The sequence below is a fragment of the Streptomyces sp. NPDC016851 genome (assembly GCF_055562795.1).
Map to the genome: position 1 here is coordinate 47530 of NZ_JBVHEP010000022.1, position 20886 is coordinate 68415.

The window sequence follows — 20886 nt, forward strand, 5'->3', positions numbered from 1 at the left end:
TCACACCCACTGAAGGTACTAAGCGGTCGCTCACCTGAGGAGAAGCAGCCATGTCCACCACTGAGCAGCGGGTCGCCGTCGTCACCGGTGCCGCGCGCGGGATCGGCGCCGCCACCGCCGTACGGCTGGCCGCCGAGGGCCGCGCGGTCGCCGTGCTCGACCTCGACGAGGCGGCCTGCAAGGACACCGTCGAGAAGATCACCGCCGCCGGAGGCAAGGCCATCGCGGTCGGCTGCGACGTCTCGGACGAGGCGCAGGTCGAGGCGGCCGTCGCGCGGATCGCCGAGGAGCTCGGCGCGCCGACCATCCTGGTCAACAACGCCGGCGTGCTGCGCGACAACCTGCTGTTCAAGATGAGCGTCTCCGACTGGGACACCGTCATGAACGTGCACCTGCGCGGCGCCTTCCTGATGTCCAAGGCCTGCCAGAAGCACATGGTGGACGCGGGCTTCGGCCGGATCGTCAACCTGTCGTCGTCCTCGGCGCTGGGCAACCGCGGGCAGGTCAACTACTCGGCCGCCAAGGCCGGCCTCCAGGGCTTCACCAAGACCCTCGCCAAGGAGCTCGGCAAGTTCGGCGTCACCGCCAACTCCGTCGCTCCCGGCTTCATCGCCACCGAGATGACCAAGGCCACCGCCGACCGCGTCGGCATGGGCTTCGAGGACTTCAAGGCCGCCGCCGCCACCCAGATCCCGGTGGCGCGCGTCGGCGAGCCGGAGGACATCGCCAACGCCATCGCCTTCTTCACGGGCGAGGCGGCCGGGTTTGTCTCCGGCCAGGTCCTGTACGTGGCCGGCGGACCGCTCGACTAGGGATCACAGGAGCTCACGGACATGACTGAACTCTCCGGCAAGGTCGCGCTCGTCACGGGCGCCAGCCGCGGCATCGGCTACGGCGTCGCCGAGGCCTTCGTCGCACGCGGCGACCGCGTGTGCATCACCGGCCGTACCGAGGACGCCCTCAAGGAGGCCGTCGAGAAGCTCGGCTCCGACCGCGTGGTCTACGCGGTGGGCAAGGCGCACGACGAGGCCCACCAGGCCGCCGCCGTCGAGCGCACGATGGAGGCCTTCGGCCGCGTCGACTACCTGGTCAACAACGCCGGCACGAACCCGGTGTTCGGACCGATCGCCGATCTGGACCTGAACGTCGCCCGCAAGGTCTTCGAGACCAACGTCGTCTCGGCGCTGGGCTTCGCCCAGAGGACCTGGCACGCCTGGCAGAAGGACAACGGCGGCGCGATCGTCAACATCGCCTCCGTCGCGGGTCTCTCGCCCTCGCCGTTCATCGGCGCGTACGGCGTCAGCAAGGCGGCGATGATCAACCTGACCGTGCAGCTCGCGCACGAGTTCGCGCCCAGGGTCCGGGTCAACGCGATCGCCCCGGCCGTCGTGAAGACCAAGTTCGCCACCGCCCTGTACGAGGGCCGGGAGGAGGAGGCCGCGGCCGCCTACCCGCTCGGCCGGCTCGGCGTGCCCTCCGACATCGGCGGCGCGGCGGCGTTCCTCACCTCCGAGCAGTCCGACTGGGTCACCGGCCAGACGCTCGTCGTGGACGGCGGCATCTTCCTCAACGCCGGCACGGGCTGACACAGGCGCGTACGCGGCTCGGCACGGGCGCCTCTTGGGTGACAGGCGGCGCCCGTGCCGGCGTAAAGGGGCCGCAAAGGGAGATGACAACGTAGTCAAAGGTTTATCGATCAAGGAGTCATGTCCCGGGGCGGGTCAGCGGGCGCGGCACTGCGGTATGGTCTGCCGACCCTTGGTATGGCAGATCGAGGAGCGTGCGCGTGTTCAACCGGAACCGATGCCTGCGGCGGGTGGCGGCCATCGCGTCCATATCGTCCCTGGTCGCCGGATGCGGCGTGCTGTCGTCCGACACTCCGGAGGACGAAGGGCCGATCGTCGTGGGCACCACCAGTGCCCCCAGCACGCTCGACCCTGCCGCCTCCTGGGACAGCTCCTGGGAGCTGTTCCGCAACATCTACCAGACGCTCCTGAGCTACCCGACCGGGGCGAGCGAGCCCCAGCCGGACGCCGCCGAGAGCTGCGACTTCAGCGACTCCTCGAACCAGGTGTACCGCTGCGAGCTGCGTGAAGGCCTGAAGTTCTCCAACGGCGACGCGCTCGACGCCCGGGCCGTGAAGCACTCGTTCGACCGGATCCGCAAGATCAACGTCAACGGCGGCCCCGCCGGTCTGCTCGGCAGCCTGGAGCGGGTCCAAGCGCCGAACGAGCGCGAGGTGATCTTCCACCTCAACAAGCCCGACGCGACCTTCCCGTTCGTGCTGGCCACCCCCGCCATGTCGATCGTCTCCCCGGAGACCTACCCGGAGGACTCCCTGCGCAAGGGCAGCGACGTCGTCGGCTCAGGGCCGTACGCCCTCGACTCCTACGACGAGGGCAAGGAGGCCGTCCTCGTCCGCAACGAGGCCTACAAGGGCTACGCGGAGCGCCGCAACGACGCGGTGACCATCCGCTACTTCCAGGACTCCGGCGCCATGGTCAAGGCCCTGCGGGACGAGCAGATCGACGTGACCTACCGCGGTCTGGCCGCCGGGGACGTCGTCGATCTCCAGAGCAAGACCTCCAACGAGGAGGAGATCCAGCTCGTCGAGGGCACCGGCACCGACATCAACTACCTGGTGTTCAACCCGAAGGACTCCTGGGCGAACCGCAAGGCGGTGCGCCAGGCCATCGCGCAGGTCGTCGACCGGGCGGCGATCGCCCACAAGGTCTACAAGGACACCGTCGACCCGCTGTACTCCATGGTCCCCAAGGGTCTCACCGGTCACACCACGGGCTTCTTCGACGACTACGGCGACCCGGACGTCGCCAAGGCCCGCAAGATCCTCACCGGCGCGGGCATCAACCGGCGGGTCCCGCTCACCTTCTGGTACACGAGCGACCGCTACGGCTCCGAGACCGCCGCGGAGTTCAAGGAACTGGAGCGCCAGCTCGAGGACTCGGGACTGTTCGAGATCACCCTCAAGAGCCGCCCCTGGAAGACGTACGTCGAGGGCTACCAGAAGGGCGAGTACCCGGTGTTCGGGCGTGGCTGGTTCCCCGACTTCCCGGACGCCGAGAACTTCATCGCGCCGTTCGTCGGCGAGCAGAACGCCCTCGGTACGCCCTACCCGGCGCCCGAGATCACCGGCGATCTGCTGCCCCGGTCGCGCCGCGAGAGCGACCGCGCGAACGTGGAGAAGGAGTTCGAGGAGGCCCAGCGGATCCTCGTGGACGACGCGCGGCTGCTGCCGCTGTGGCAGGGCCGGCAGTACGTGGCGGCCAGCCGGGACGTCTCGGGCGCGGAGCGGGCCATGGACCCGTCGACGATCATGATGATGTGGGAGCTGCACCGCAAGACTGCCTGGTAGGCGGGCAAGACTGCCTGGCAGGGGGGCAGGAGCGCCTGGTGGGCGGGTCGGGCAGCGGGCTTTCCCGGTGTGTTGTCAGTGGTCGCCGGTAGGTTCTGTGGCCTGGAAGTGACCGCACATCGTGAGGACGTTGACGTGACCGACATCGCCATGCTGCCCGAGTCCTGGCGCGGGGTTCTGGGTGACGAGCTGCAGCAGCCCTACTTCAAGGAGCTGACGGAGTTCGTCGAGGAGGAGCGGGCGAAGGGCCCCGTCTATCCGCCGCGCGAGGAGGTCTTCGCCGCGCTGGACGCCACGCCGTACGAGCGGGTCAAGGTCCTGGTCCTCGGCCAGGACCCGTACCACGGCGAGGGGCAGGGGCACGGGCTGTGCTTCTCGGTCCGGCCCGGTGTGCGGATCCCGCCGTCCCTGCGGAACATCTACAAGGAGATGCACGAGGAGCTGGGCACGCCGATCCCGGACAACGGCTACCTGATGCCGTGGGCCGAGCAGGGCGTCCTGCTGCTCAACGCGGTGCTCACGGTCCGCGGCGGCGAGGCCAACTCGCACAAGGGCCGGGGCTGGGAGAGGTTCACCGACGCGGTCATCCGCGCGGTCGCCGGCCGGCCCGACCCGGCGGTGTTCGTGCTGTGGGGGAACTACGCGCAGAAGAAGCTCCCACTGATCGACGAGTCGCGGCACGTGGTGGTCAAGGGCGCGCATCCGTCGCCGCTGTCGGCGAAGAAGTTCTTCGGCTCGCGTCCGTTCACGCAGATCAACGCGGCGGTGGCGGCGCAAGGGCACGAGCCGATCGACTGGACGATTCCGAACCTGGGCTGACGGCTGACGCCCCGGCGCCGTACGGAGCGGCCTCAGCCGGATCCTCCCGGCCTGCGGTTAGCGTCGGGAGGAACAGCGGGCGAGCGGTGCGGAGGGCGTGGTCGTGGAGCGACAGGGACAGGCGGCGCCGGATGCCGTGCCGACGCGGATCGGGCAGGTCGTCATGCTGCACCACGCCGGGGACCGGGAGGAGGCCCGGCAGCGGTTCCTGGACCTGTGGGCGGAGATCGGGGAGCACGGCGACCCGCTGCACCGCTGCACCCTCGCCCACTACCTGGCCGACACGCAGGACGATCCCGCCGACGAACTGGCCTGGGACCTGCGCGCGTTGACGGCGGCGGAGGAACTCACCGACGCCGGGGCCCCCTCGGGAGAGGGGGCACTCGCGGTCCGCGCGTTCTACCCCTCCCTGCACCTCAACCTGGCCGCCGACTACGACAGACTCGGCCACCGCGACGCCGCCCGCGTACACCTGCGCCGGGCCCGGGGAGCGGCCAGGGCCCTCACCGACGGCCCCTACGGCGAGGGCATCCGAGCGGCCATCAGCCGACTCGAGTCCCGGCTGGGCGAGGACGGCGGAGGGACGTGGACACCACCGAGGCAGCGCCCGTAGCGCCCGGAGCGGGCCTTGCGTGCATCGGCCGTGGCGCCGGGAGGGGCGAGGGCCTCTCCGGACGTGATCGACCGTTCGAGGTGGTCGTCGGCCCGGACGCCCAGCGCGTTCAGCGCGTTCAGCGCCATGCCCGCCGTGGCGCCGGGAGATGGCTGGGCCGCTACGCGGACAGTGGCCGTGGTGCCGGTTGTGGTTCCGGGGCTGCTCGGGGCGGCGCCCGGGCAGGTGTCGTGGCGGGGGCGGAGTAGGGCCCGCGGCAGGGCCCGGGTGTGGGGGCGGCTGTGCCGGCAGGCCGGCGCCCTGCACGCCGTGGCGCGGGGAGATGGCTGGGCGGCTACCCGGGCAGTGGCCGTGGTGCCGGTTGTGGTTCCGGGGGCCGTTTGGGGCACGGCCTGGCGCCGGCGGCGGGTCCGGGGCCGCTCGGAGCGGCGGCCGGAGGAGGGCCCGCGGGGCAGGGCCCAGGTGTGGCGGCGTCCGGCGGGGCGTGGCCGAGGCGGTGGGTTCCGGCTGCGTTGGGCCGGGCCAAGGTACCGCCCCGGCGTGGTTCAACGACCGTACGTGTCACGGCAGATGGTCGCCTCCGGGCTGTCCGCCCGCCAGCCTCCGTAGCGTCTGCCCAGTGCGCACACGTCCGTGTTGTCCGGGACGCTCTGTCGGACGTCCTGGCGTACCGACTCCGGGACCTGGGGCAGGCCGGTGTGCGGGCGCCGTGGGCCGCGCGGGGCCGGCTCGGGGCGTTCCGGGCGGGCGGGGCGCGGGCGGACGTCGGGGGGACCGGGCGGCGGCTGCCGCCGCTGCTGCGGCGCGGCGGCCGGGGGCGTCGTCAGGCGCGACGGGGACGCGGCCGGCTCCGGACGGCGGGACTCCTCGATGAGCTGCAGGGCCTCGCGGGCCGGTGCCTGCACGACCTGGGTCTCCGTCCGACCCTCCGGCTGCGGCGCCGACGGCCGGGACGGGGCCGCAGCCGGCCCGGGAACGGGGGGATGCCGGACCGTCGTACAGCCGGTGAGGGCCGAGACAGCCACGGTCACCAGGAGCGTCGCTGTGGTCGTCGTTCGATGCACCCGCGCCACTCTGGTGCGTCCGGCCCGCGGCAGGGCAGAGGACGGGTGGAGGATGCCCCGCACGGGTGATCTCGCTCCCCGTAGGGAGGCAGTCGGCCGGTCCGGGGTGACGTCGTCGGCCGGTCCCGGCCGGTGTCAGTCGCCGGTCGAGCCGTCGATGCGCTCGCGGATCAGGTCGGCGTGGCCGTTGTGCCGCGCGTACTCCTCGATCATGTGGGTGTAGAGCCACCGCAGGTTGAACCGCTCGCCCGTGCGGCGGTGCTTGCCCTCGGAGATGTCGTCCAGACCGAAGCGGGCGGCGTTGCTCCGGGCGGTCTCGATCTCGGCCTGCCAGGCGGCATGGGCCTCCGCGTAGGTGTCCGCCTCGGTCAGGTGGAACTCGCCGTCCAGGTCCTCGTCGCTGAAGTAGAGGGGCGCCACGTCCTCGTTCGTCAGCACCCGGCGGAACCAGCTCCGCTCCACGTCCGCCATGTGCCGCACCAGCCCCAGCAGCGACAGGTCGGAGGGCTCCACGGCCGGGGACCTGAGCTGCTCGTCGGTCAGGCCCTCGCACTTCCACGCGAGGGTCTGCCGGTGGAACTCCAGCCAGCCCTCCAGCATGGTGCGTTCGTCGGCGGTCGTGGCAGGAACACGGCGTTCGGTCGTCATCCCCGCATCCTTTCCCAACGCCCCCTGCCGCACCACGGCTTTTTCAGGCCCCGAGCATCCCGTCCAGCAGCTCCCGCAGCCCGGCCCGCACCTCCTCCAGACTCGGCACCTCGGCACCGAACGACCCCGCCACGCAACTGAACATCAGCCCGTCCGCCCAGGAGATCAGGGACAGCGTGTGCCGGGCCGGGTCCGTCGAGCCCATCCCGGTGACGAGGGCGGCCAACTGCTCACGGAAGCGGGCGCCCGTCGCGTCGAAGTACGCCCGCAGCTCCGGGCGGCGCGTGGCCTCCAGGGCCAGTTCGTAGCGGGCGAGGGTGAGTTCGCGGTTGCGGGTCAGCGCGCGGTGGGTGGCCAGGGCCAGCGCGTCCGCCAGGGAGCCGGACCCGGCCCGGGGGTCCGGCATCTCGTGCAGTGCCAGTACCCGCGCCTCGCGGTCGGCCAGGCGCCGCACCGCCAGTTCCAGCAGGGCCTGCCGAGTGCGCGCGAGGTTCGACGTGGAGCCCTGGGGGAGTCCGGCCGCCTCGTCGACGGCCCGGTGTGTGAGGCCCCGCATCCCCCGCTCGGCGAGCAGGGCGAGGGCGGTGTCGGCGACGAGGTCGGAGCGGGAGGGACCGGCGGTGCGTACGGACATGGAGCTCACGCTACCCGTCTCACTACACCCGTAGTAAGCTCGACGGTGAACTACAGGTGTAGTCACCAGGCCGGGCAGGTCCGGCCGCCGGTTCGAGGAGGAGCCATGACACAGGCGAGGCGAGCTGTCGTGATCGGCGGCGGCATCGGAGGCCTGACCGCGGCGGCCGCACTGCACCGGCGCGGCTGGCAGGTCACCGTGCTGGAGCGCGCCCGTTCACTGGAGCCGGTCGGCGCCGCCATCTCCCTCGCTCCCAACTCCCTGCGCGCGCTGGACGTCATCGGCCTCGGCGACGAGATCCGTGACCTCGCCGCCTGGGCGGGGGACGGCGGGCTGCGCACACCGTCCGGCCGGTGGCTCTCACGTTCTTCCGCCGACGCCGCCGCCGAGCGCTTCGGCGGCCCGCTCGTGCTGCTGCACCGCGCCACCCTGGTCGAGCGCCTGTCCACACTGCTCCCGCCGGACGCGGTCCGCACGGACGCCGCCGCGACCCTCGTCGACAGCGGCGACACCGGCCGGCCCGCCCGCGTCACCACCGCGGGCGGCGAGCTGGAGGCCGACCTGGTGGTGGGCGCCGACGGCGTCCGGTCCGCCGTACGCGGCGCGCTCTTCCCCGGCCACCCGGGGCCCGTCTACTCCGGATTCACCACCTGGCGGGTCGTGATCCCCGTCCCCGGCGTCGAGTTCGCCTCGCACGAGACGTGGGGCAGGGGCCGCATCTGGGGCACGCACCCGCTCAAGGACGGCCGCGTCTACGCCTACGCCGCCGCCGTGACACCCGCCGGAGGACGCGCGCCCGACGACGAGAAGGCCGAGCTGCTGCGCCGCTTCGGCGACTGGCACGACCCGATCCCCGCCGTGCTCGCCGCCGCCCGACCCGAGGACGTCCTGCGGCACGACGTCCACCACATCGCCGAACCCCTGCCCGCCTACCACCACGGCCGGGTCGCCCTGGTCGGCGACGCGGCGCACGCCATGCCCCCGACCCTCGGCCAGGGCGGCAACCAGGCCATCGAGGACGCGATCGTCCTCGCGCACCACTGCGACGACCTCCCCGCCTACACCGCCGCCCGGCTGCCCCGTACGACCGCCGTCGCACGCCAGGCCGTGCGGGTCGCCCGCCTCAGCCTCATGACCGGCCGCCTCGGGGCAGTCGTACGCGACACGGCCCTGGCCGCGCTGTCGAAGGCCGGGCCTGCCCTGTTCCTGCGAGGCTTCGACGGCATCGCCGACTGGCGGCCTCCTCAGCGGCCGTATGCTTCCGAGCAGACCCCGGCAGGCAACCGCTAGAGGAGAACACCCCGTGAAGGTCGGCTGCATCGGACTCGGCGACATCGCGCAGAAGGCCTACCTTCCGGTCCTCGCCTTCCAGCCCGGGGTGGAGCTGCACCTCCAGACGCGCACGCCCGCCACGCTCGACCGGGTCGCCGACGGCCTCCACGTCCCGCGGGAGCGGCGGCACACCACCCTCGACTCCCTCCTCGCGGCCGGCCTCGACGCCGCCTTCGTGCACGCGCCCACGATCGTGCACCCGGAGATCGTGACCCGGCTGCTGGAGGCGGGCGTGCCGACGTACGTCGACAAGCCGCTCGCCTACGAACTCGATGCGTCCGCGCGGCTGGTGGCGCTCGCCGAGGAGCGGGACACGAGTCTCGCGGTCGGCTTCAACCGGCGTCACGCCCCCGGCTACACGCAGTGCGCCGACCATCCGCGCGAGCTGATCCTGATGCAGAAGAACCGCATCGGGCTCCCGGAGGAGCCGCGCACGATGATCCTGGACGACTTCATCCACGTCGTCGACACCCTGCGGTTCCTGGTGCCCGGCGAGGTCGACGACGTCACCGTGCGCGCCCGCGTCCAGGACGGCCTGCTGCACCACGTCGTGCTCCAGCTCGCCGGGGACGGCTTCACCGCGCTCGGCGTGATGAACCGGCTCAGCGGTTCGGCCGAGGAGATCCTCGAGGTGTCCGGGCAGGACACCAAGCGGCAGGTGATCAACCTCGCTGAGGTCGTCGACCACAAGGGGCAGCCGACCGTGCGGCGGCGCGGCGACTGGGTGCCGGTGGCCCGGCAGCGCGGCATCGAGCAGGCGGTGCTGACGTTCCTGGACGCCGTGCGGGCGGGCAAGGTGCTCAGCGCCCGGGACGCGCTGGAGACTCACGAACTGTGCGAGCGGGTGGTGCGGGCGGTTCAGGAGCGGGCCGCCTGAGCCGCAGCGTCCGTACGCCGTCGCCGGCGGCCCACGCGGCGAGGATCAGCATGGCCGCGTGCACGGTCCAGTCACCGAGGCGCACGTACGGCGTGGTGCCGTGGGCGAGGGGCACGTCGTAGACCTGCGTGGCGGACGCGTCCGTCCCCAGCCACGAGCCGACGCGCTGCCCGCTCGGGCCGTAGACGGCGGAGACACCCGTCAGCGTCGCGTGCACCATCGGGCGGCCGGTCTCGGCGGCGCGCAGCGCGGCGAGCGAGGCGTGCTGCTCGGGCGCCCAGCTGTTCTGGAACGTGGATGTCGACGACTGGCCGATCAGCACGTCGGCGCCCTCCCGGGTGAGGTGGCGGGGCATGTCGGGGAAGGCCGTCTCGAAGCACACCATCGGGCCGACGCGCAGGCTGTCCCCCACGTTCATCACGACCGGCTGGGAGCCGCGCATACGGTCCTCGCCCGCCGCCTTGCCGACGGAGGTGGCCCAGCCGAGCAGGGAGCGGGCCGGGACGTACTCGCCGAAGGGGACGAGCCGCATCTTGTCGTAGCGCTCGCCGGTGAGGCCGTCGGGCCCGACCAGGACGGAGCTCTTGTAGATGCCGGGTTTGTCGGAGCGCCGGGCGTCCACGTTGACCAGGATGCCGGCGTCGGTCGCGCGGGACAGGTCCGCGAGCCGCCGGGCGAGGTCGGGCCGGTCCCCGAGGTCGAAGCCGACGCTGCTCTCGCCCCACACGATCAGGTCGACGTCCTGTCCGGCGAGCCGGCGGGTGAGCTGTTCCTCGCGGGCGAGCCGGTTGCTCGGGCCGTCGATGACGCCGGGCTGGACGACGGCGATCCTGACCTGGCCGTCGACGTCGGGGCGGGGTGAGAGGGACCAGGCGGCGGAGGTGGCGGCGGCCGTGGCGACGAGCCCGGCCACGGCGGGCAGGCGGGCCTGACGGACCGCGACGAGGACGGCGACCGCGACGTTGACGGCCACGAGCAGGAAGCTGAGCAGCCACACCCCGCCGACCGAGGCCAGCCGCAGCGCCGGCTCGACCTGCCACTGACTGGAGCCGAGCATGCCCCAGGGGCCGCCGAGGCCCTGCCAGGAGCGGACCAGCTCGACGGCCAGCCAGCCGGACGGCAGGACGAGGAGAGCGGCCGCGATCCGCCGCCGCGAGGGCACGCCCGCGAGCAGCCGGTGGACGAGCCATCCCCACAGGGCCCACAGGGCGCCGAGCAGCGCGGCGAGGACGAACGTGAACACGTGCAGGAAGGGCAGCAGCCAGTGGTGCATGGCCAGCATGAAGCCGAACCCGCCGCACCAGCCGTCGTACGCCGCGCGTTTGCCGGTCGGCGCGGTGCGCATCAGCAGGATCCAGGGGACCAGGGCGACGTAGGCGCACCACCACAAGGAGGGGGCGGGATAGGCGAGTACGGGAAGGGCGCCCGCGATCACGGCGGCGGCCGAGCGCCGCCACGGGGAGGCGAGCCAGTGGCCGAGCGTCTTCATAGGCGCCTCCTACCCGCGGGTGCCTCCAGTGTGCGCCCTGAGGACGATCTAGGACAGAGGACGCCGGGTCAGTTGACCACAGGTGCCGTCCGCCGCTCGGGAAGGCGCCGCCACTTCTCCCGGACGACCACCTCGGCCAGCCGCCAGCCGTCGACCGTGCGCCGCAGCGCGAAGGCGTACCGGCCGCCGCACACGAAGTCGGGCGCGGGCCCTTCGGTGGCCATGGGGTTGATGTAGTCGGCCTGGACCTGGGCCGTGTCACCGGTGTCCTGCTCCCAGACGCCGAAGCGCACCCGCCGGTTGACGATCAGGTGCTGTCGCATCGGGAAGAGCCGCATGCTCTCGGCGAGCCACTCGGCGACCGCCGAGACTTCTCCTTCGATGCCGCCGGCCGAGCGGTAGTCCGCCCGTCCCTGAGGGACGAACAGCCCCCGGTACCCCTCCCAGTCGCCGTCGTCGACCGCCACCGCGTAGTCGGTGATCAGGCCGTCGACGGCCAGCCGGTCCCTCACGGTGGCGAGCTCCACGCGCTGCGTCATCGGCTCAGTGTTGGGCATGGGGGGCGCGGAGCCAAGGGGTGTGCGGTGAGTGTCAGGCCGCCTTGACGACGGCGCCGCGGATCGCGGCCGCCCACTCGACGACCAGCAGCTCGTACTCCGCGCGCTCCTCGGGCGACAGGGTGCCGCCCGTGCGCCGCCACAGCGCACGGATCTCCTCGTTGACCTCGGCGGCGGACCGCACGGAACCAGGGGTCACGAAATCGGGGGACATGCCGACAAGCGTAGGGGCAGCCACTGACAGCCCGCTACCGGACGGCTACCCCCGCGCTATGCGGTTGGTCACGAGATGCGGGTCACAGACCGCCGGGTCAGCCCGCCGACTCGGCCGCGTGCGGGCTCAGCGCACCCATCGACACCAGGGCGATGATGAGGATGCCGAGCGCGATCCGGTACCAGACGAACGGCATGAAGCTCTTGGTCGAGATGAACTTCATGAACCACGCGATCACCGCGTAGCCGACCCCGAAGGCGATGACCGTCGCGAAGATCGTCGGGCCCCACGAGACATGGCCCCCCTCCGTCGCGTCCTTGAGCTCGAACAGGCCGGAGGCGAGCACCGCGGGGATCGCGAGCAGGAAGGAGTAGCGGGCCGCGGCCTCGCGCCTGTAGCCCATGAACAGGCCGCCGCTGATGGTGGCGCCGGAGCGGGAGACGCCCGGGATGAGCGCCATGGCCTGGCAGACGCCGTAGATCAGGCCGTCCCGCACGCCCAGGTCCTCCAGGGCCTTGCGCTGCTTGGGCGCGCGGTGCTTGCCGCCGCTCTCGTCCCGTGCCGCGAGCCGGTCGGCGACGCCCAGGACGATGCCCATGCCGATCAGCATCGTCGCGGTGATCCGCAGGTCCCGGAACGGCCCCTCGATCTGGTCCTTGAGCGTCACGCCGAGCACACCGATCGGGATCGAGCCGACGATGACCAGCCAGCCCATCCGCGCGTCGGGGTCGCTGCGCAGCTCCTTGTTCGTGAGCGAGCGCGTCCACGCCGAGATGATCCGCCCGATGTCCTTGCGGAAGTAGATCAGCACGGCGGCCTCGGTGCCGATCTGGGTGATCGCCGTGAAGGCCGCGCCCGGGTCCTCCCAGCCCGAGAAGGCCGCCGTCAGCCGCAGGTGCGCGCTGGACGAGACGGGGAGGAACTCGGTCAGCCCCTGGACGAGTCCGAGGATGAGTGATTCGAACCAAGACATGAGGTAGCGGAGTCCAAGTGCCGATCGTGGAACGGACGACGGGCACACCGGGCCGCCGGGTGTGATGACCGGGGGATCAGATGTGCCGAGGGGGAAGCGTAGCGCCCCCTGATGTCCGCTCCGACACAGGGGTTTGGCCGGTGCCCCGCGGCAGGGGCGGGATCAGGCCACCGTGGGTCCGGTCACCGTCCAGCCGGGCGCCTGGGGGTGGGCCCTGAGGTCCTCGTGGCGCACCTCGTCGCCGCAGGCCCGGCACGTGACCACCGGGGTGAGCGCCCGGCCGCAGGAGTGCTCCACGACCATCGGGCGGTCGCCGTCCGTCCGCAGATGACGGTCGCCCCAGGCCATGAGGGTCATCAGCACGGGCTCCAGTTCCAGCCCGGCCCGGGTGGGCCGGTACTCGAAGCGCTGCGGGCGCTCGCTGTAGAGCTGCTTGACCAGGATCCCGGCGTCGACGAGCCGACGCAGCCGCGTGGCGAGGATGTCGCGCGGTGCGCCGATGTTGCGCACCAGCTGGTCGAAACGCCCGTTGCCCAGGCACACCTCGCGCAGCACGAGCAGCGAGTACTTCTCGCCGACCAGGGCCAGGGTGTCGGCGATGGAGCAGGGGCGCGGGTCTTTGCTGGCGGCCATGGGGCCCAGTCTAGGAGAGGGTTGGAATTTCCAACCCGGCGGGCTACGGTGAGTTTGGATTTCCTACTCGCCGGTAGTCGTGGAGGCCGCACCATGCGTGACGCAGTCATCGTCGAAGCCGTACGCACCCCGATCGGCAAGGGCAAGCCGGGCGGCGCCCTCGCGCACGTCCACCCGGTGGAGCTCCTCGCCCACACGCTGCGCACCCTCGTCGAACGCTCCGGCGTCGACCCGGCGCTGATCGACGACGTCATCGGCGGCACCGTCGACCAGGTCGGCGAGCAGGCCATGAACACCACCCGCTACGCCGCCCTGTCCGCGGGCTTCCCGGAGTCGGTGCCCGCGACCACCGTGGACCGCCAGTGCGGCTCGTCCCAGCAGGCCGTGCACTTCGCGGCGCAGGGCGTCCTCGCGGGTGCGTACGACCTCGTCGTGGCCTGCGGGGTCGAGTCGATGAGCCGGGTGCCGATGTGGTCGAACGTGCCCGCGGGCAAGGACCCCTTCGGGCCCGGGATCGCCGAGCGCTACCCCGAGGGGCTCGTCCCGCAGGGCATCAGCGCCGAGCTCATCGCCGCCAAGTGGTCGATCGGCCGCGAGCGGATGGACGACTTCGCCGTCTCGTCGCACCACAAGGCCGCGGCCGCCTGGGACAGCGGGCTCTTCGACGCCGAGGTCGCACCCCTCGAGGGCGTCGCGCGCGACGAGTGCGTACGGCCCGGCAGCACCACCGAGATCCTCGCCGGCCTCAAGCCCGCCTACCACGACCCCGGCTTCGCCGAACGCTTCCCGCAGATCGAGTGGAACGTCACGGCGGGCAACGCGAGCCCGATCAACGACGGGGCCTCCGCGGTGCTCATCACCTCCAGCGAGACCGCGGCCCGTCTCGGCCTGCGCCCGCTCGCCCGGCTGCACAGCTTCGCCGTCACCGGCTCCGACCCGCTGCTGATGCTCACGGGCGTCGTCCCGGCGACCGAGAAGGTGCTGCGCAGGGCGTCGCTGACCCTCGACGACATCGACCTGTTCGAGGTCAACGAGGCGTTCGCCGCCGTCGTCCTGGCGTGGCAGCAGGAGACCGGCGCCGACCTCACCCGGGTCAACGTGCACGGCGGCGCCATCGCGCTCGGCCATCCGCTCGGCGCGAGCGGCACCCGGCTGACGACGACGCTGGTGCACGCGATGCGGGAACGGGGCGCCCGGTACGCGCTCCAGACCATGTGCGAGGCGGGCGGGCTCGCCAACGCCATGGTGCTGGAACGCGTGTGAGCCGTGCGATGCAACGGGGGTGAGCCCGGCGGATGTAACGGGGGTGTGAGCCCGGCGGGTGTAACGGTTCGTCAGAGCTGGCGCAGGCGGTGCCGCTTGCGCCAGGCCACCACCACGCCCGCCAGCGCGGGCAGGGCGATGCAGGCCATGGCGATCAGGAAGGCGGGGGACGTCGGGGTGGAGGCGCGGGCGCCGGCGACGGCGTAGGCGGCGGTGTTCGGGATCGAGCCGAGGCCCGTCGCCAGGAGGAACGGCAGCAGGCCCATGCGGGAGAACGAGGCGCAGTAGTTCGACGCCCAGAACGGCACACCGGGGAACAGCCGCACCACCAGCATCGAGCGGAAGCCGTGCCGGCTGAGCTGGCCGTCCGCGGCCTTCAGCCAGCGCCCCCGCAACAGCGGCCGCAGGGCGTCCTGCCCCAGCGCGCGCCCCAGGCAGAAGGCGATCCCGGCACCGAGCACCGTGCCCGCCAGCGCCACACCGGTGCCCAGCTGCGAACCGAACAGCGCTCCCGCCGCGAGGTTCAGCAGCGGCCTCGGTACGAACGCCACGGTGCACACGCCGTACGCCACCGCGAACACCAGCGCCGCCATGGCGCCGCCGAGCTGCGGCGGCCAGCCCTGCGTCAGCAGCCGCTGCGGCTCGAACATCAGCACGCCGCACCCGCCCGCGGCGAGCAGCGCGACGAGCAGGGACAGCCTCGACCACGGGGAGAGCAGAACTCTGGTGCAGCGAGCGGTGAAACCGGTGGACGGAACGGGCGAGGCGGTCGTTGCCGAGGGGGCGGCGACGGCGAGCTCCGCGGTGCTGGCCCGGGGAGAGGCCGTGGCGGTGCCCCCAGAGCGGGTGGTGGCATCGAGCATCCGGTGACACTAACCGACAAATGTGTGTGATCGCCGTATGGTTCGTCTCACGAGCGTCACAGGCGGCCTCGCACAGCGGCCGCCCGGGACCCACGGGGCGGGGCCGAAAACCATTCGACGTGCGGTAAAGCGTCGGCAATGATCTGACACATGTTCCGGCACGCCTTCACCCTCGCAGCATCCGTGGTCACGGATGCCCCGAAGGCTGCCGTCGTGGTTCTCACGGCCGTCGTGGACGGCGCCCGAAGCTGACCCTCTCCGGCTCGTCCGGCGGACCCCGCAAGGGGAGGGTCGGTCAGGTTCTCGGGGTCCCGGTTTCTTCTTCGCTGATCAGACGCTTCGAGGTACAGCCATGTCCAAGACGGCCTACATCCGTACGAAACCGCATCTCAACATCGGCACGATGGGTCATGTCGACCACGGCAAGACCACGCTCACGGCCGCCATCACCAAGGTCCTCGCCGAGCGCGGCACCGGCACGTTCGTGCCGTTCGACCGGATCGACCGGGCGCCCGAGGAGGCGGCGCGCGGCATCACCATCAACATCGCGCACGTCGAGTACGAGACCGACACCCGGCACTACGCGCACGTCGACATGCCGGGCCACGCCGACTACGTCAAGAACATGGTCACCGGCGCCGCGCAGCTCGACGGGGCGATCCTCGTCGTCTCCGCGCTCGACGGGATCATGCCGCAGACCGCCGAACACGTGCTGCTCGCCCGGCAGGTGGGCGTCGACCACATCGTGGTCGCCCTCAACAAGGCCGACGCGGGGGACGAGGAGCTGACCGACCTGATCGAGCTGGAGGTACGCGACCTGCTCACCGCGCACGGCTACGGCGGTGACTCCGTACCCGTCGTACGCGTCTCGGGACTGAAGGCGCTGGAGGGGGACCCGCGCTGGACGGCCTCGATCGAGGCGCTGCTCGACGCGGTGGACACGTATGTGCCGATGCCGGAGCGGTATCTGGACGCGCCGTTCCTGCTGTCCGTGGAGAACGTGCTGACCATCACCGGGCGGGGGACCGTGGTGACCGGCGCCGTGGAGCGGGGCACGGTGCGGGTCGGGGACAAGGTCGAGGTGCTCGGGGCCGCCGTCGAGACGGTGGTCACGGGGCTGGAGACCTTCGGCAAGCCGATGGAGGAGGCGCAGGCCGGGGACAACGTGGCGCTGCTGCTGCGGGGCGTGCCCCGGGACGCTGTCCGGCGGGGGCACGTGGTGGCCGCGCCGGGGAGTGTGAAGCCGCGGCGGCGTTTCTCTGCGCAGGTGTATGTGCTGTCCGCGCGTGAGGGAGGTCGTACGACGGCTGTCTCCAGCGGGTACCGGCCGCAGTTCTACATCCGGACCGCGGATGTCGTGGGGGTGGTCGACCTCGGTGAGGTGGCGGTGGCCCGACCCGGTGACACGGTTGCCATGACCGTGGAGCTGGGGCGGGAGGTGCCGTTGGAGCCGGGGCTCGGGTTCGCCATTCGTGAGGGTGGCAGGACGGTCGGGGCGGGGACCGTGACCGTGGTGGGTTGAGGTGGTGGGGGACTGCGGGGCCGTTGTGGCTGGTCGCGCAGTTCCCCGCGCCCCTTGGGGGCGTTGTCGCACAGGCACAATGATGGGGTGAACGAGCCTGTACCCGTAGCCCGGTCCGTTGATCACGGGTTTGCCAAGCTGATGCCCGACATCGACCGGGAACGGGCCTGGCTGCTGACCGTCGACGGGGCGCCGCAGTCGTATGTCGATCTGGACGCGCCGACGCATCTGGAGTTCGAGTACGCGCGGCGGCTCGGGCACGTGCTGGATGTCGTGGCGGAGCCGGGGGCCGCGTTGGACGTGCTGCATCTCGGTGGGGGCGCGCTCACGCTGCCCCGGTACGTGGCCGCCACCCGCCCGGGGTCCCGGCAGGATGTCGTCGAGGTCGACCGGGGGCTGTTGGAGCTGGTGGCCGAGCATCTGCCGTTGCCGGAGGGGGTCAGGGTCGAGCTGCACGCGGCGGACGCGCGGAAGTGGCTGGAGAACGCTGCCGCGGACTCGGCCGATGTGATCGTCGCCGACGTGTTCGGCGGCTCGCGGGTTCCGGCGCATCTCACGTCCGTCGCCTATGTGCGGGAGGCCGAGCGGGTCCTGCGGGGGAGTGGGGTCTACCTCGCCAATCTCCCCGATGCGGCGCCGTTCGACTTCCTGCGGTCACAACTCGCCACCCTGGCCACCGTCTTCGAGGAACTCGTGCTCATCGCCGAGCCGGGGGTGCTGCGGGGGCGGCGGTTCGGGAACGCGGTGCTCGTGGCCGGGCGCGAGCCGGTGGACATCGCCGCCCTGGCCCGGCTCACGGCCGCCGACGCCTTCCCGGCCCGGGTCGAACACGGCGCCGCCCTGCGGGACTTCGTCGGGGACGCGAGGGCGGTGCGGGACGAGGACGCCGTGCCGTCACCCGAGCCCCCCGACGGGGCGTTCGGCATCGGCTGACGTGTGCCCGGCGCCGCCCTGGGCCACCGGTGTGGTCCTGCGCCGCAGGTTGCGTACGTCCGGTACGCACAGCGCGGCCGCCGTGACCAGGACGACCAGGCCGGCGCAGCCCCACAGCGCGGCCGTACGCCCGAACGCCTCCTCTGCGGGGCCGGCCGCGGCCGTGGCGAGCGGCACCAGGGCGACCGAGCCGAACCAGTCGTACGCCGAGACGCGGGAGAGCTTGTCCTCGGGGATCTCCTGGTGCAGGGCCGTCATCCAGGACACGCCGAACACCTCGATCGTGGCGCCGGCGACGAACATCACCACGTAGAGGACGCCGATCGGCACGGGGACGGCGAGCGCGGCCGAGGGCAGGGCCAGGGGGAAGACGCAGAGGGTGCCGGCGAGGAGCAGGCGGCGGGGTTTCCAGCGGGTCATCAGGACGGCCCCGGCGACGGTGCCCGCCCCGAACGCGCCCAGGGCGAGACCCCAGGGGCCCGCGCCGCCGAGGTGGTCGCGGGCGACGAGCGGGCCGTACACCGCGTCGGCGGCGGAGACGACCGCGTTGGCGATCGAGAACTGGACGACGACGGCCCACAGCCAGGCCCGGCCGGAGAACTCCCGCCAGCCCTCCCGCAGGTCGGCGAGCAGACCGCCGCCCGGTGCGCGCGGCGGGATGTGGCCGACGTCGAGGAAGGCCCGCAGTGCCCCGGCGACGGCGAAGGCCGCGGCGTCGGCCGCCAGCACCCAGCCGGGCCCGATCGCGGCGACCATGGCACCGCCGACCGCGGCACCGCCCAGGGCCGCGCCCTGCATCGCCATCCGGAACACGGCGAACGCGCGGCCCGCCTGCTCCCCGGAGACCGAGGACATCAGCATGCCCTCGGCGGCCGGTCCGAAGAAGGCCTGGCCGGTGCCGCCGAGGGCGGCGAGCAGCATCATCTGCCACAGCCGGGGGTCCCCGGTCAGCACGAGGGCGGCGAAGGCGGCCTGGGAGAGGCAGTTCAGGGCGTTGGCCGCCACCATGACGCGGTGCCGGGGCAGCCGGTCCGCGACAGCGCCGCCGATCAGCAGGAACAGCACCAGGGGGAGCGTCCGGGCCGCCGCGACCAGGCCGACGTCCCCGCCGTCGCCGCCCGTTTCGAGAACGGCGAACGCCGCGGCGACCAAGGCGCCCTGGCTGCCCAGGTTGGTGACGACCGCGGCGGCGGTGAGCAGGGAGTAGTTACGTCCCGCCCAGTCGGGCCGGCGGGGGCTCCGGGCGGAGGCGGTCGGGGTGGCGGGGGATGTCACCGGCCGACTATCGCCGCCGGGAGCCCGTCCTGCCAAACCGCTTTGCGCGGTGTTCCGTGGGCGCGGCCATCCGGGCCCGCTCCTGCCGGAGCGGGCCCGTTCGGCGTCCGCGTCAGCCTCCGGTCGGCTCCCCGTGCAGCCGGACCGTGCTGAGGATCTTCAGGATGGTCTCCTTGGGCACCTCGCCCTTGACGCCCTTGGCCCCGTAGAAGTTCCACGCGACGAAGTCGCCCGCCGAGTTCTTGAAGCCGAAGGTGACCGCCTTGCCGTCGCTCGCGCACTTGCCCTTGTCGGGCGTGTTCTCCGACCACGCCCAGGCGACGCTGCCCTTCACACCGGCGGCGGTGGTGTAGGGCTTGGCCTTCTTCTCGGTCGTGACGCTCTTCTTGTCCGGCTGCGTGTAGCCGCCGTACACCCACCAGGCCACCTGGTTGAGCGCGACCTCATCGGTGTTCTTCGCGCCGTCCGCGCCCTTGGTGCCGGCCCCGGCCAGGGACGAGCTCTCGGTCCTGCCGTCCTTGTTGTCGTCGCTCGTGCACCACTCGGACTTGTAGAAGGCCGGTGCCGACATGACGATGAGCGGCTTGGCGTCGTCGGACTTCTCGTCCTCGAAGCCGACGGACGACGTCGGGGAGGCGATCTCCCAGTCCGCCGGGACGTCGAAGGCCGTGCCCCACTTGGGGTTGATGACGACCTTCCAGCCCTTGACCGTGGCCTTCTCCTCCTCGCCGCCGCGCGGGTTGTCGCCCGTGGCGGGTGCGCTCGGCTCCGCGGACGGGCTCGCCGGAGCCGTGTTCTTCTTGCCTGAGCCCTTGTCGCCGTCCGCGGTGTCGTCCTTGTCGCCGCCCAGCACCAGGAAGCCGGTGACACCGGCCGCCACGACGACCGCCGTGGCCGCGATGATCGCGACCAGTTTCGTCCGGTTGCCGCCGCCACCGCCCTGCGGGGGCTGCGGGGCGCCGGCCGGGCCTGGGGCACCCCACTGCGGCTGCTGTCCGTAGGGGTTGGGCTGCTGCGGATAGCCCGGCTGCTGGTACGGATTCGGCTGCTGGTAACCCGGCTGCTGATACGGGTTGTTCGCTTGCGGGTTCTGCTCGCCCCCGGGCGGCTGCTGTCCTGGCCACATGGGCAGCCACCCTAGCCGCGCTCCGGACACGATTCGGTCACTGCCCGTGGACGGAGACGTAGCAACCCGGGAACGAGGATCGGGCCGCACCGATGGGGCGGTCGTCACACGGGCCTGGTCACCCGTCTCTACTCGTGAGTAACATGCGGCCATGAGCGCAGACCAGATGTCCATCGGCGAGATGCTCGCCGCCACGGTGCCCATGGCCCGGACCCTGAACCTCGAGTTCCTCGAGACGACGCCGGAGCGGGCGGTGGTGTCCCTGCCCGACCAGGGCGAATACCACAACCACGTGGGCGGGCCGCACGCCGGGGCGATGTTCACGCTCGGCGAGTCCGCGAGCGGGGCCATCGTGCTGGCCGCGTTCGGGGACCAGCTCTCGCGCGCCGTGCCGCTCGCCGTCAGCGCCGAGATCTCCTACAAGAAGCTGGCCATGGGCGCGGTCACCGCGACGGCGACCCTGGGCCGTCCGGCCGCCGAGGTCGTCGCGGAACTGGATGCCGGTGAGCGTCCCGAGTTCCCGGTCGCCATCGCCATCCAGCGGGCCGACGGCGCGGTGACCGGCGAGATGACGGTCGTGTGGACGCTGCGTCCCAACGGCTGATCCGGCTGTCGTACGAGCGGGGCCCCGGCCGAGTGCCGGGGCTCTCGCATGTCGGGCCGCGAACTCCCGTGTGC

The 20886-nt window shown here is 72.2% G+C and carries 22 protein-coding genes; 11 read left to right on the forward strand and 11 right to left on the reverse strand.

Going from position 1 to position 20886, the window contains the following annotated elements; translation table 11 throughout:
• The first annotated feature begins 50 nt into the window (after positions 1-50).
• From fabG to ACZ3I3_RS30130, 5 genes are all read left to right on the forward strand, one after another.
• The gene (gene fabG, locus ACZ3I3_RS30110) at positions 51-812 is read left to right on the forward strand and encodes a 3-oxoacyl-ACP reductase FabG (RefSeq protein WP_020270157.1); all 762 of its coding nucleotides are present in this window, start codon (positions 51-53) and stop codon (positions 810-812) included.
• A 21-nt stretch (positions 813-833) separates the two neighbouring features.
• Positions 834-1586 carry an SDR family oxidoreductase gene (locus ACZ3I3_RS30115; RefSeq protein ID WP_467370227.1) on the forward strand — a complete coding sequence of 251 codons (753 nt, stop codon included), beginning with the start codon at positions 834-836 and terminating at the stop codon, positions 1584-1586.
• A gap of 200 nt (positions 1587-1786) precedes the next feature.
• Positions 1787-3373, forward strand: coding sequence for an ABC transporter substrate-binding protein (locus ACZ3I3_RS30120; RefSeq protein WP_467370228.1), 1587 nt, complete (start codon positions 1787-1789; stop codon positions 3371-3373).
• 135 nt (positions 3374-3508) lie between these two features.
• Positions 3509-4192, forward strand: a complete 684-nt coding sequence (ung, locus tag ACZ3I3_RS30125; protein ID WP_356923864.1) for a uracil-DNA glycosylase — start codon at positions 3509-3511, stop codon at positions 4190-4192.
• 97 nt (positions 4193-4289) lie between these two features.
• Positions 4290-4805, forward strand: a complete 516-nt coding sequence (locus ACZ3I3_RS30130; RefSeq protein ID WP_467370230.1) for a hypothetical protein — start codon at positions 4290-4292, stop codon at positions 4803-4805.
• A gap of 545 nt (positions 4806-5350) precedes the next feature.
• On the opposite strand, the gene ACZ3I3_RS30135 is transcribed toward ACZ3I3_RS30130, so the two are convergent.
• The 3 genes from ACZ3I3_RS30135 to ACZ3I3_RS30145 form a co-directional block, all read right to left on the reverse strand.
• Positions 5351-5710 (reverse strand): hypothetical protein, encoded by a 360-nt coding sequence (locus ACZ3I3_RS30135; RefSeq protein ID WP_467370231.1) that lies wholly within the window; start codon positions 5708-5710, stop codon positions 5351-5353.
• A gap of 294 nt (positions 5711-6004) precedes the next feature.
• Positions 6005-6517: a DinB family protein gene (locus ACZ3I3_RS30140; RefSeq protein ID WP_467370233.1), complete on the reverse strand. Its 513-nt coding sequence runs from the start codon at positions 6515-6517 to the stop codon at positions 6005-6007.
• Between the two features lie 43 nt (positions 6518-6560).
• The gene (locus ACZ3I3_RS30145; protein ID WP_467370234.1) at positions 6561-7151 is read right to left on the reverse strand and encodes a TetR/AcrR family transcriptional regulator; all 591 of its coding nucleotides are present in this window, start codon (positions 7149-7151) and stop codon (positions 6561-6563) included.
• A gap of 105 nt (positions 7152-7256) precedes the next feature.
• Here ACZ3I3_RS30145 and ACZ3I3_RS30150 point away from each other — a divergent pair, with 105 nt between their 5' ends.
• Positions 7257-8441 carry an FAD-dependent oxidoreductase gene (locus ACZ3I3_RS30150; RefSeq protein WP_467370236.1) on the forward strand — a complete coding sequence of 395 codons (1185 nt, stop codon included), beginning with the start codon at positions 7257-7259 and terminating at the stop codon, positions 8439-8441.
• Positions 8442-8454: 13 nt separating this feature from the next.
• Entirely contained in the window at positions 8455-9360 is a 906-nt protein-coding gene (locus tag ACZ3I3_RS30155; RefSeq protein ID WP_467370237.1) for a Gfo/Idh/MocA family protein, read from the forward strand.
• On the opposite strand, the gene lnt is transcribed toward ACZ3I3_RS30155, so the two are convergent.
• From lnt to ACZ3I3_RS30180, 5 genes are all read right to left on the reverse strand, one after another.
• Positions 9284-10849 carry an apolipoprotein N-acyltransferase gene (gene lnt, locus ACZ3I3_RS30160; protein ID WP_467370238.1) on the reverse strand — a complete coding sequence of 522 codons (1566 nt, stop codon included), beginning with the start codon at positions 10847-10849 and terminating at the stop codon, positions 9284-9286. The genes ACZ3I3_RS30155 and lnt overlap by 77 nt on opposite strands.
• Before the next feature lie 68 nt (positions 10850-10917).
• On the reverse strand, positions 10918-11388 hold the full coding sequence (locus tag ACZ3I3_RS30165) for a nuclear transport factor 2 family protein (protein ID WP_467370240.1): 471 nt from the start codon (positions 11386-11388) through the stop codon (positions 10918-10920).
• A gap of 52 nt (positions 11389-11440) precedes the next feature.
• Positions 11441-11620: a hypothetical protein gene (locus ACZ3I3_RS30170; protein WP_082319952.1), complete on the reverse strand. Its 180-nt coding sequence runs from the start codon at positions 11618-11620 to the stop codon at positions 11441-11443.
• 97 nt (positions 11621-11717) lie between these two features.
• Complete coding sequence (locus ACZ3I3_RS30175; protein WP_467370241.1) at positions 11718-12593, reverse strand: undecaprenyl-diphosphate phosphatase; 876 nt, start codon at positions 12591-12593, stop codon at positions 11718-11720.
• A 162-nt stretch (positions 12594-12755) separates the two neighbouring features.
• Entirely contained in the window at positions 12756-13226 is a 471-nt protein-coding gene (locus ACZ3I3_RS30180) for a winged helix-turn-helix transcriptional regulator (protein ID WP_399414904.1), read from the reverse strand.
• A gap of 93 nt (positions 13227-13319) precedes the next feature.
• Between ACZ3I3_RS30180 and ACZ3I3_RS30185 the strand changes: the two genes are divergently transcribed.
• A complete protein-coding gene (locus tag ACZ3I3_RS30185; protein ID WP_467370243.1) occupies positions 13320-14489 on the forward strand; it encodes a thiolase family protein in 1170 nt (389 codons plus the stop codon).
• Positions 14490-14560: 71 nt separating this feature from the next.
• On the opposite strand, the gene ACZ3I3_RS30190 is transcribed toward ACZ3I3_RS30185, so the two are convergent.
• The gene (locus ACZ3I3_RS30190; protein ID WP_467370245.1) at positions 14561-15352 is read right to left on the reverse strand and encodes a TVP38/TMEM64 family protein; all 792 of its coding nucleotides are present in this window, start codon (positions 15350-15352) and stop codon (positions 14561-14563) included.
• A 352-nt stretch (positions 15353-15704) separates the two neighbouring features.
• Between ACZ3I3_RS30190 and tuf the strand changes: the two genes are divergently transcribed.
• The gene (gene tuf / locus ACZ3I3_RS30195) at positions 15705-16874 is read left to right on the forward strand and encodes an elongation factor Tu (RefSeq protein WP_467370246.1); all 1170 of its coding nucleotides are present in this window, start codon (positions 15705-15707) and stop codon (positions 16872-16874) included.
• An 87-nt stretch (positions 16875-16961) separates the two neighbouring features.
• Complete coding sequence (locus tag ACZ3I3_RS30200; RefSeq protein ID WP_467370248.1) at positions 16962-17807, forward strand: spermidine synthase; 846 nt, start codon at positions 16962-16964, stop codon at positions 17805-17807.
• Here ACZ3I3_RS30200 and ACZ3I3_RS30205 read toward each other — a convergent pair.
• Complete coding sequence (locus ACZ3I3_RS30205; RefSeq protein WP_467370250.1) at positions 17769-19082, reverse strand: MFS transporter; 1314 nt, start codon at positions 19080-19082, stop codon at positions 17769-17771. The two genes, ACZ3I3_RS30200 and ACZ3I3_RS30205, sit on opposite strands and share 39 nt — an antisense overlap.
• A 112-nt stretch (positions 19083-19194) precedes the next feature.
• Positions 19195-20208: a DUF8017 domain-containing protein gene (locus tag ACZ3I3_RS30210; RefSeq protein WP_467370251.1), complete on the reverse strand. Its 1014-nt coding sequence runs from the start codon at positions 20206-20208 to the stop codon at positions 19195-19197.
• A gap of 151 nt (positions 20209-20359) precedes the next feature.
• On the opposite strand from ACZ3I3_RS30210, the gene ACZ3I3_RS30215 reads away from it, so the two are divergent.
• Positions 20360-20812, forward strand: a complete 453-nt coding sequence (locus tag ACZ3I3_RS30215; protein WP_236711722.1) for a DUF4442 domain-containing protein — start codon at positions 20360-20362, stop codon at positions 20810-20812.
• The last annotated feature ends 74 nt before the right edge of the window (positions 20813-20886 follow it).

Excerpts from the sequence above, each read along its gene's own strand:
- ACZ3I3_RS30145 (WP_467370234.1), bottom strand. The coding sequence starts at position 7,151 with ATGTCCGTACGCACCGCCGGTCCCTCCCGCTCCGACCTCGTCGCCGAC.
- ACZ3I3_RS30215 (WP_236711722.1), top strand. The coding sequence starts at position 20,360 with ATGAGCGCAGACCAGATGTCCATCGGCGAGATGCTCGCCGCCACGGTG.
- ACZ3I3_RS30170 (WP_082319952.1), bottom strand. The coding sequence starts at position 11,620 with ATGTCCCCCGATTTCGTGACCCCTGGTTCCGTGCGGTCCGCCGCCGAG.
- tuf (WP_467370246.1), top strand. The coding sequence starts at position 15,705 with ATGTCCAAGACGGCCTACATCCGTACGAAACCGCATCTCAACATCGGC.
- lnt (WP_467370238.1), bottom strand. The coding sequence starts at position 10,849 with ATGAAGACGCTCGGCCACTGGCTCGCCTCCCCGTGGCGGCGCTCGGCC.
- ACZ3I3_RS30180 (WP_399414904.1), bottom strand. The coding sequence starts at position 13,226 with ATGGCCGCCAGCAAAGACCCGCGCCCCTGCTCCATCGCCGACACCCTG.
- fabG (WP_020270157.1), top strand. The coding sequence starts at position 51 with ATGTCCACCACTGAGCAGCGGGTCGCCGTCGTCACCGGTGCCGCGCGC.
- ACZ3I3_RS30165 (WP_467370240.1), bottom strand. The coding sequence starts at position 11,388 with ATGACGCAGCGCGTGGAGCTCGCCACCGTGAGGGACCGGCTGGCCGTC.
- ACZ3I3_RS30210 (WP_467370251.1), bottom strand. The coding sequence starts at position 20,208 with ATGTGGCCAGGACAGCAGCCGCCCGGGGGCGAGCAGAACCCGCAAGCG.
- ACZ3I3_RS30140 (WP_467370233.1), bottom strand. The coding sequence starts at position 6,517 with ATGACGACCGAACGCCGTGTTCCTGCCACGACCGCCGACGAACGCACC.
- ACZ3I3_RS30150 (WP_467370236.1), top strand. The coding sequence starts at position 7,257 with ATGACACAGGCGAGGCGAGCTGTCGTGATCGGCGGCGGCATCGGAGGC.
- ACZ3I3_RS30115 (WP_467370227.1), top strand. The coding sequence starts at position 834 with ATGACTGAACTCTCCGGCAAGGTCGCGCTCGTCACGGGCGCCAGCCGC.
- ACZ3I3_RS30175 (WP_467370241.1), bottom strand. The coding sequence starts at position 12,593 with ATGTCTTGGTTCGAATCACTCATCCTCGGACTCGTCCAGGGGCTGACC.
- ACZ3I3_RS30185 (WP_467370243.1), top strand. The coding sequence starts at position 13,320 with ATGCGTGACGCAGTCATCGTCGAAGCCGTACGCACCCCGATCGGCAAG.
- ACZ3I3_RS30190 (WP_467370245.1), bottom strand. The coding sequence starts at position 15,352 with ATGCTCGATGCCACCACCCGCTCTGGGGGCACCGCCACGGCCTCTCCC.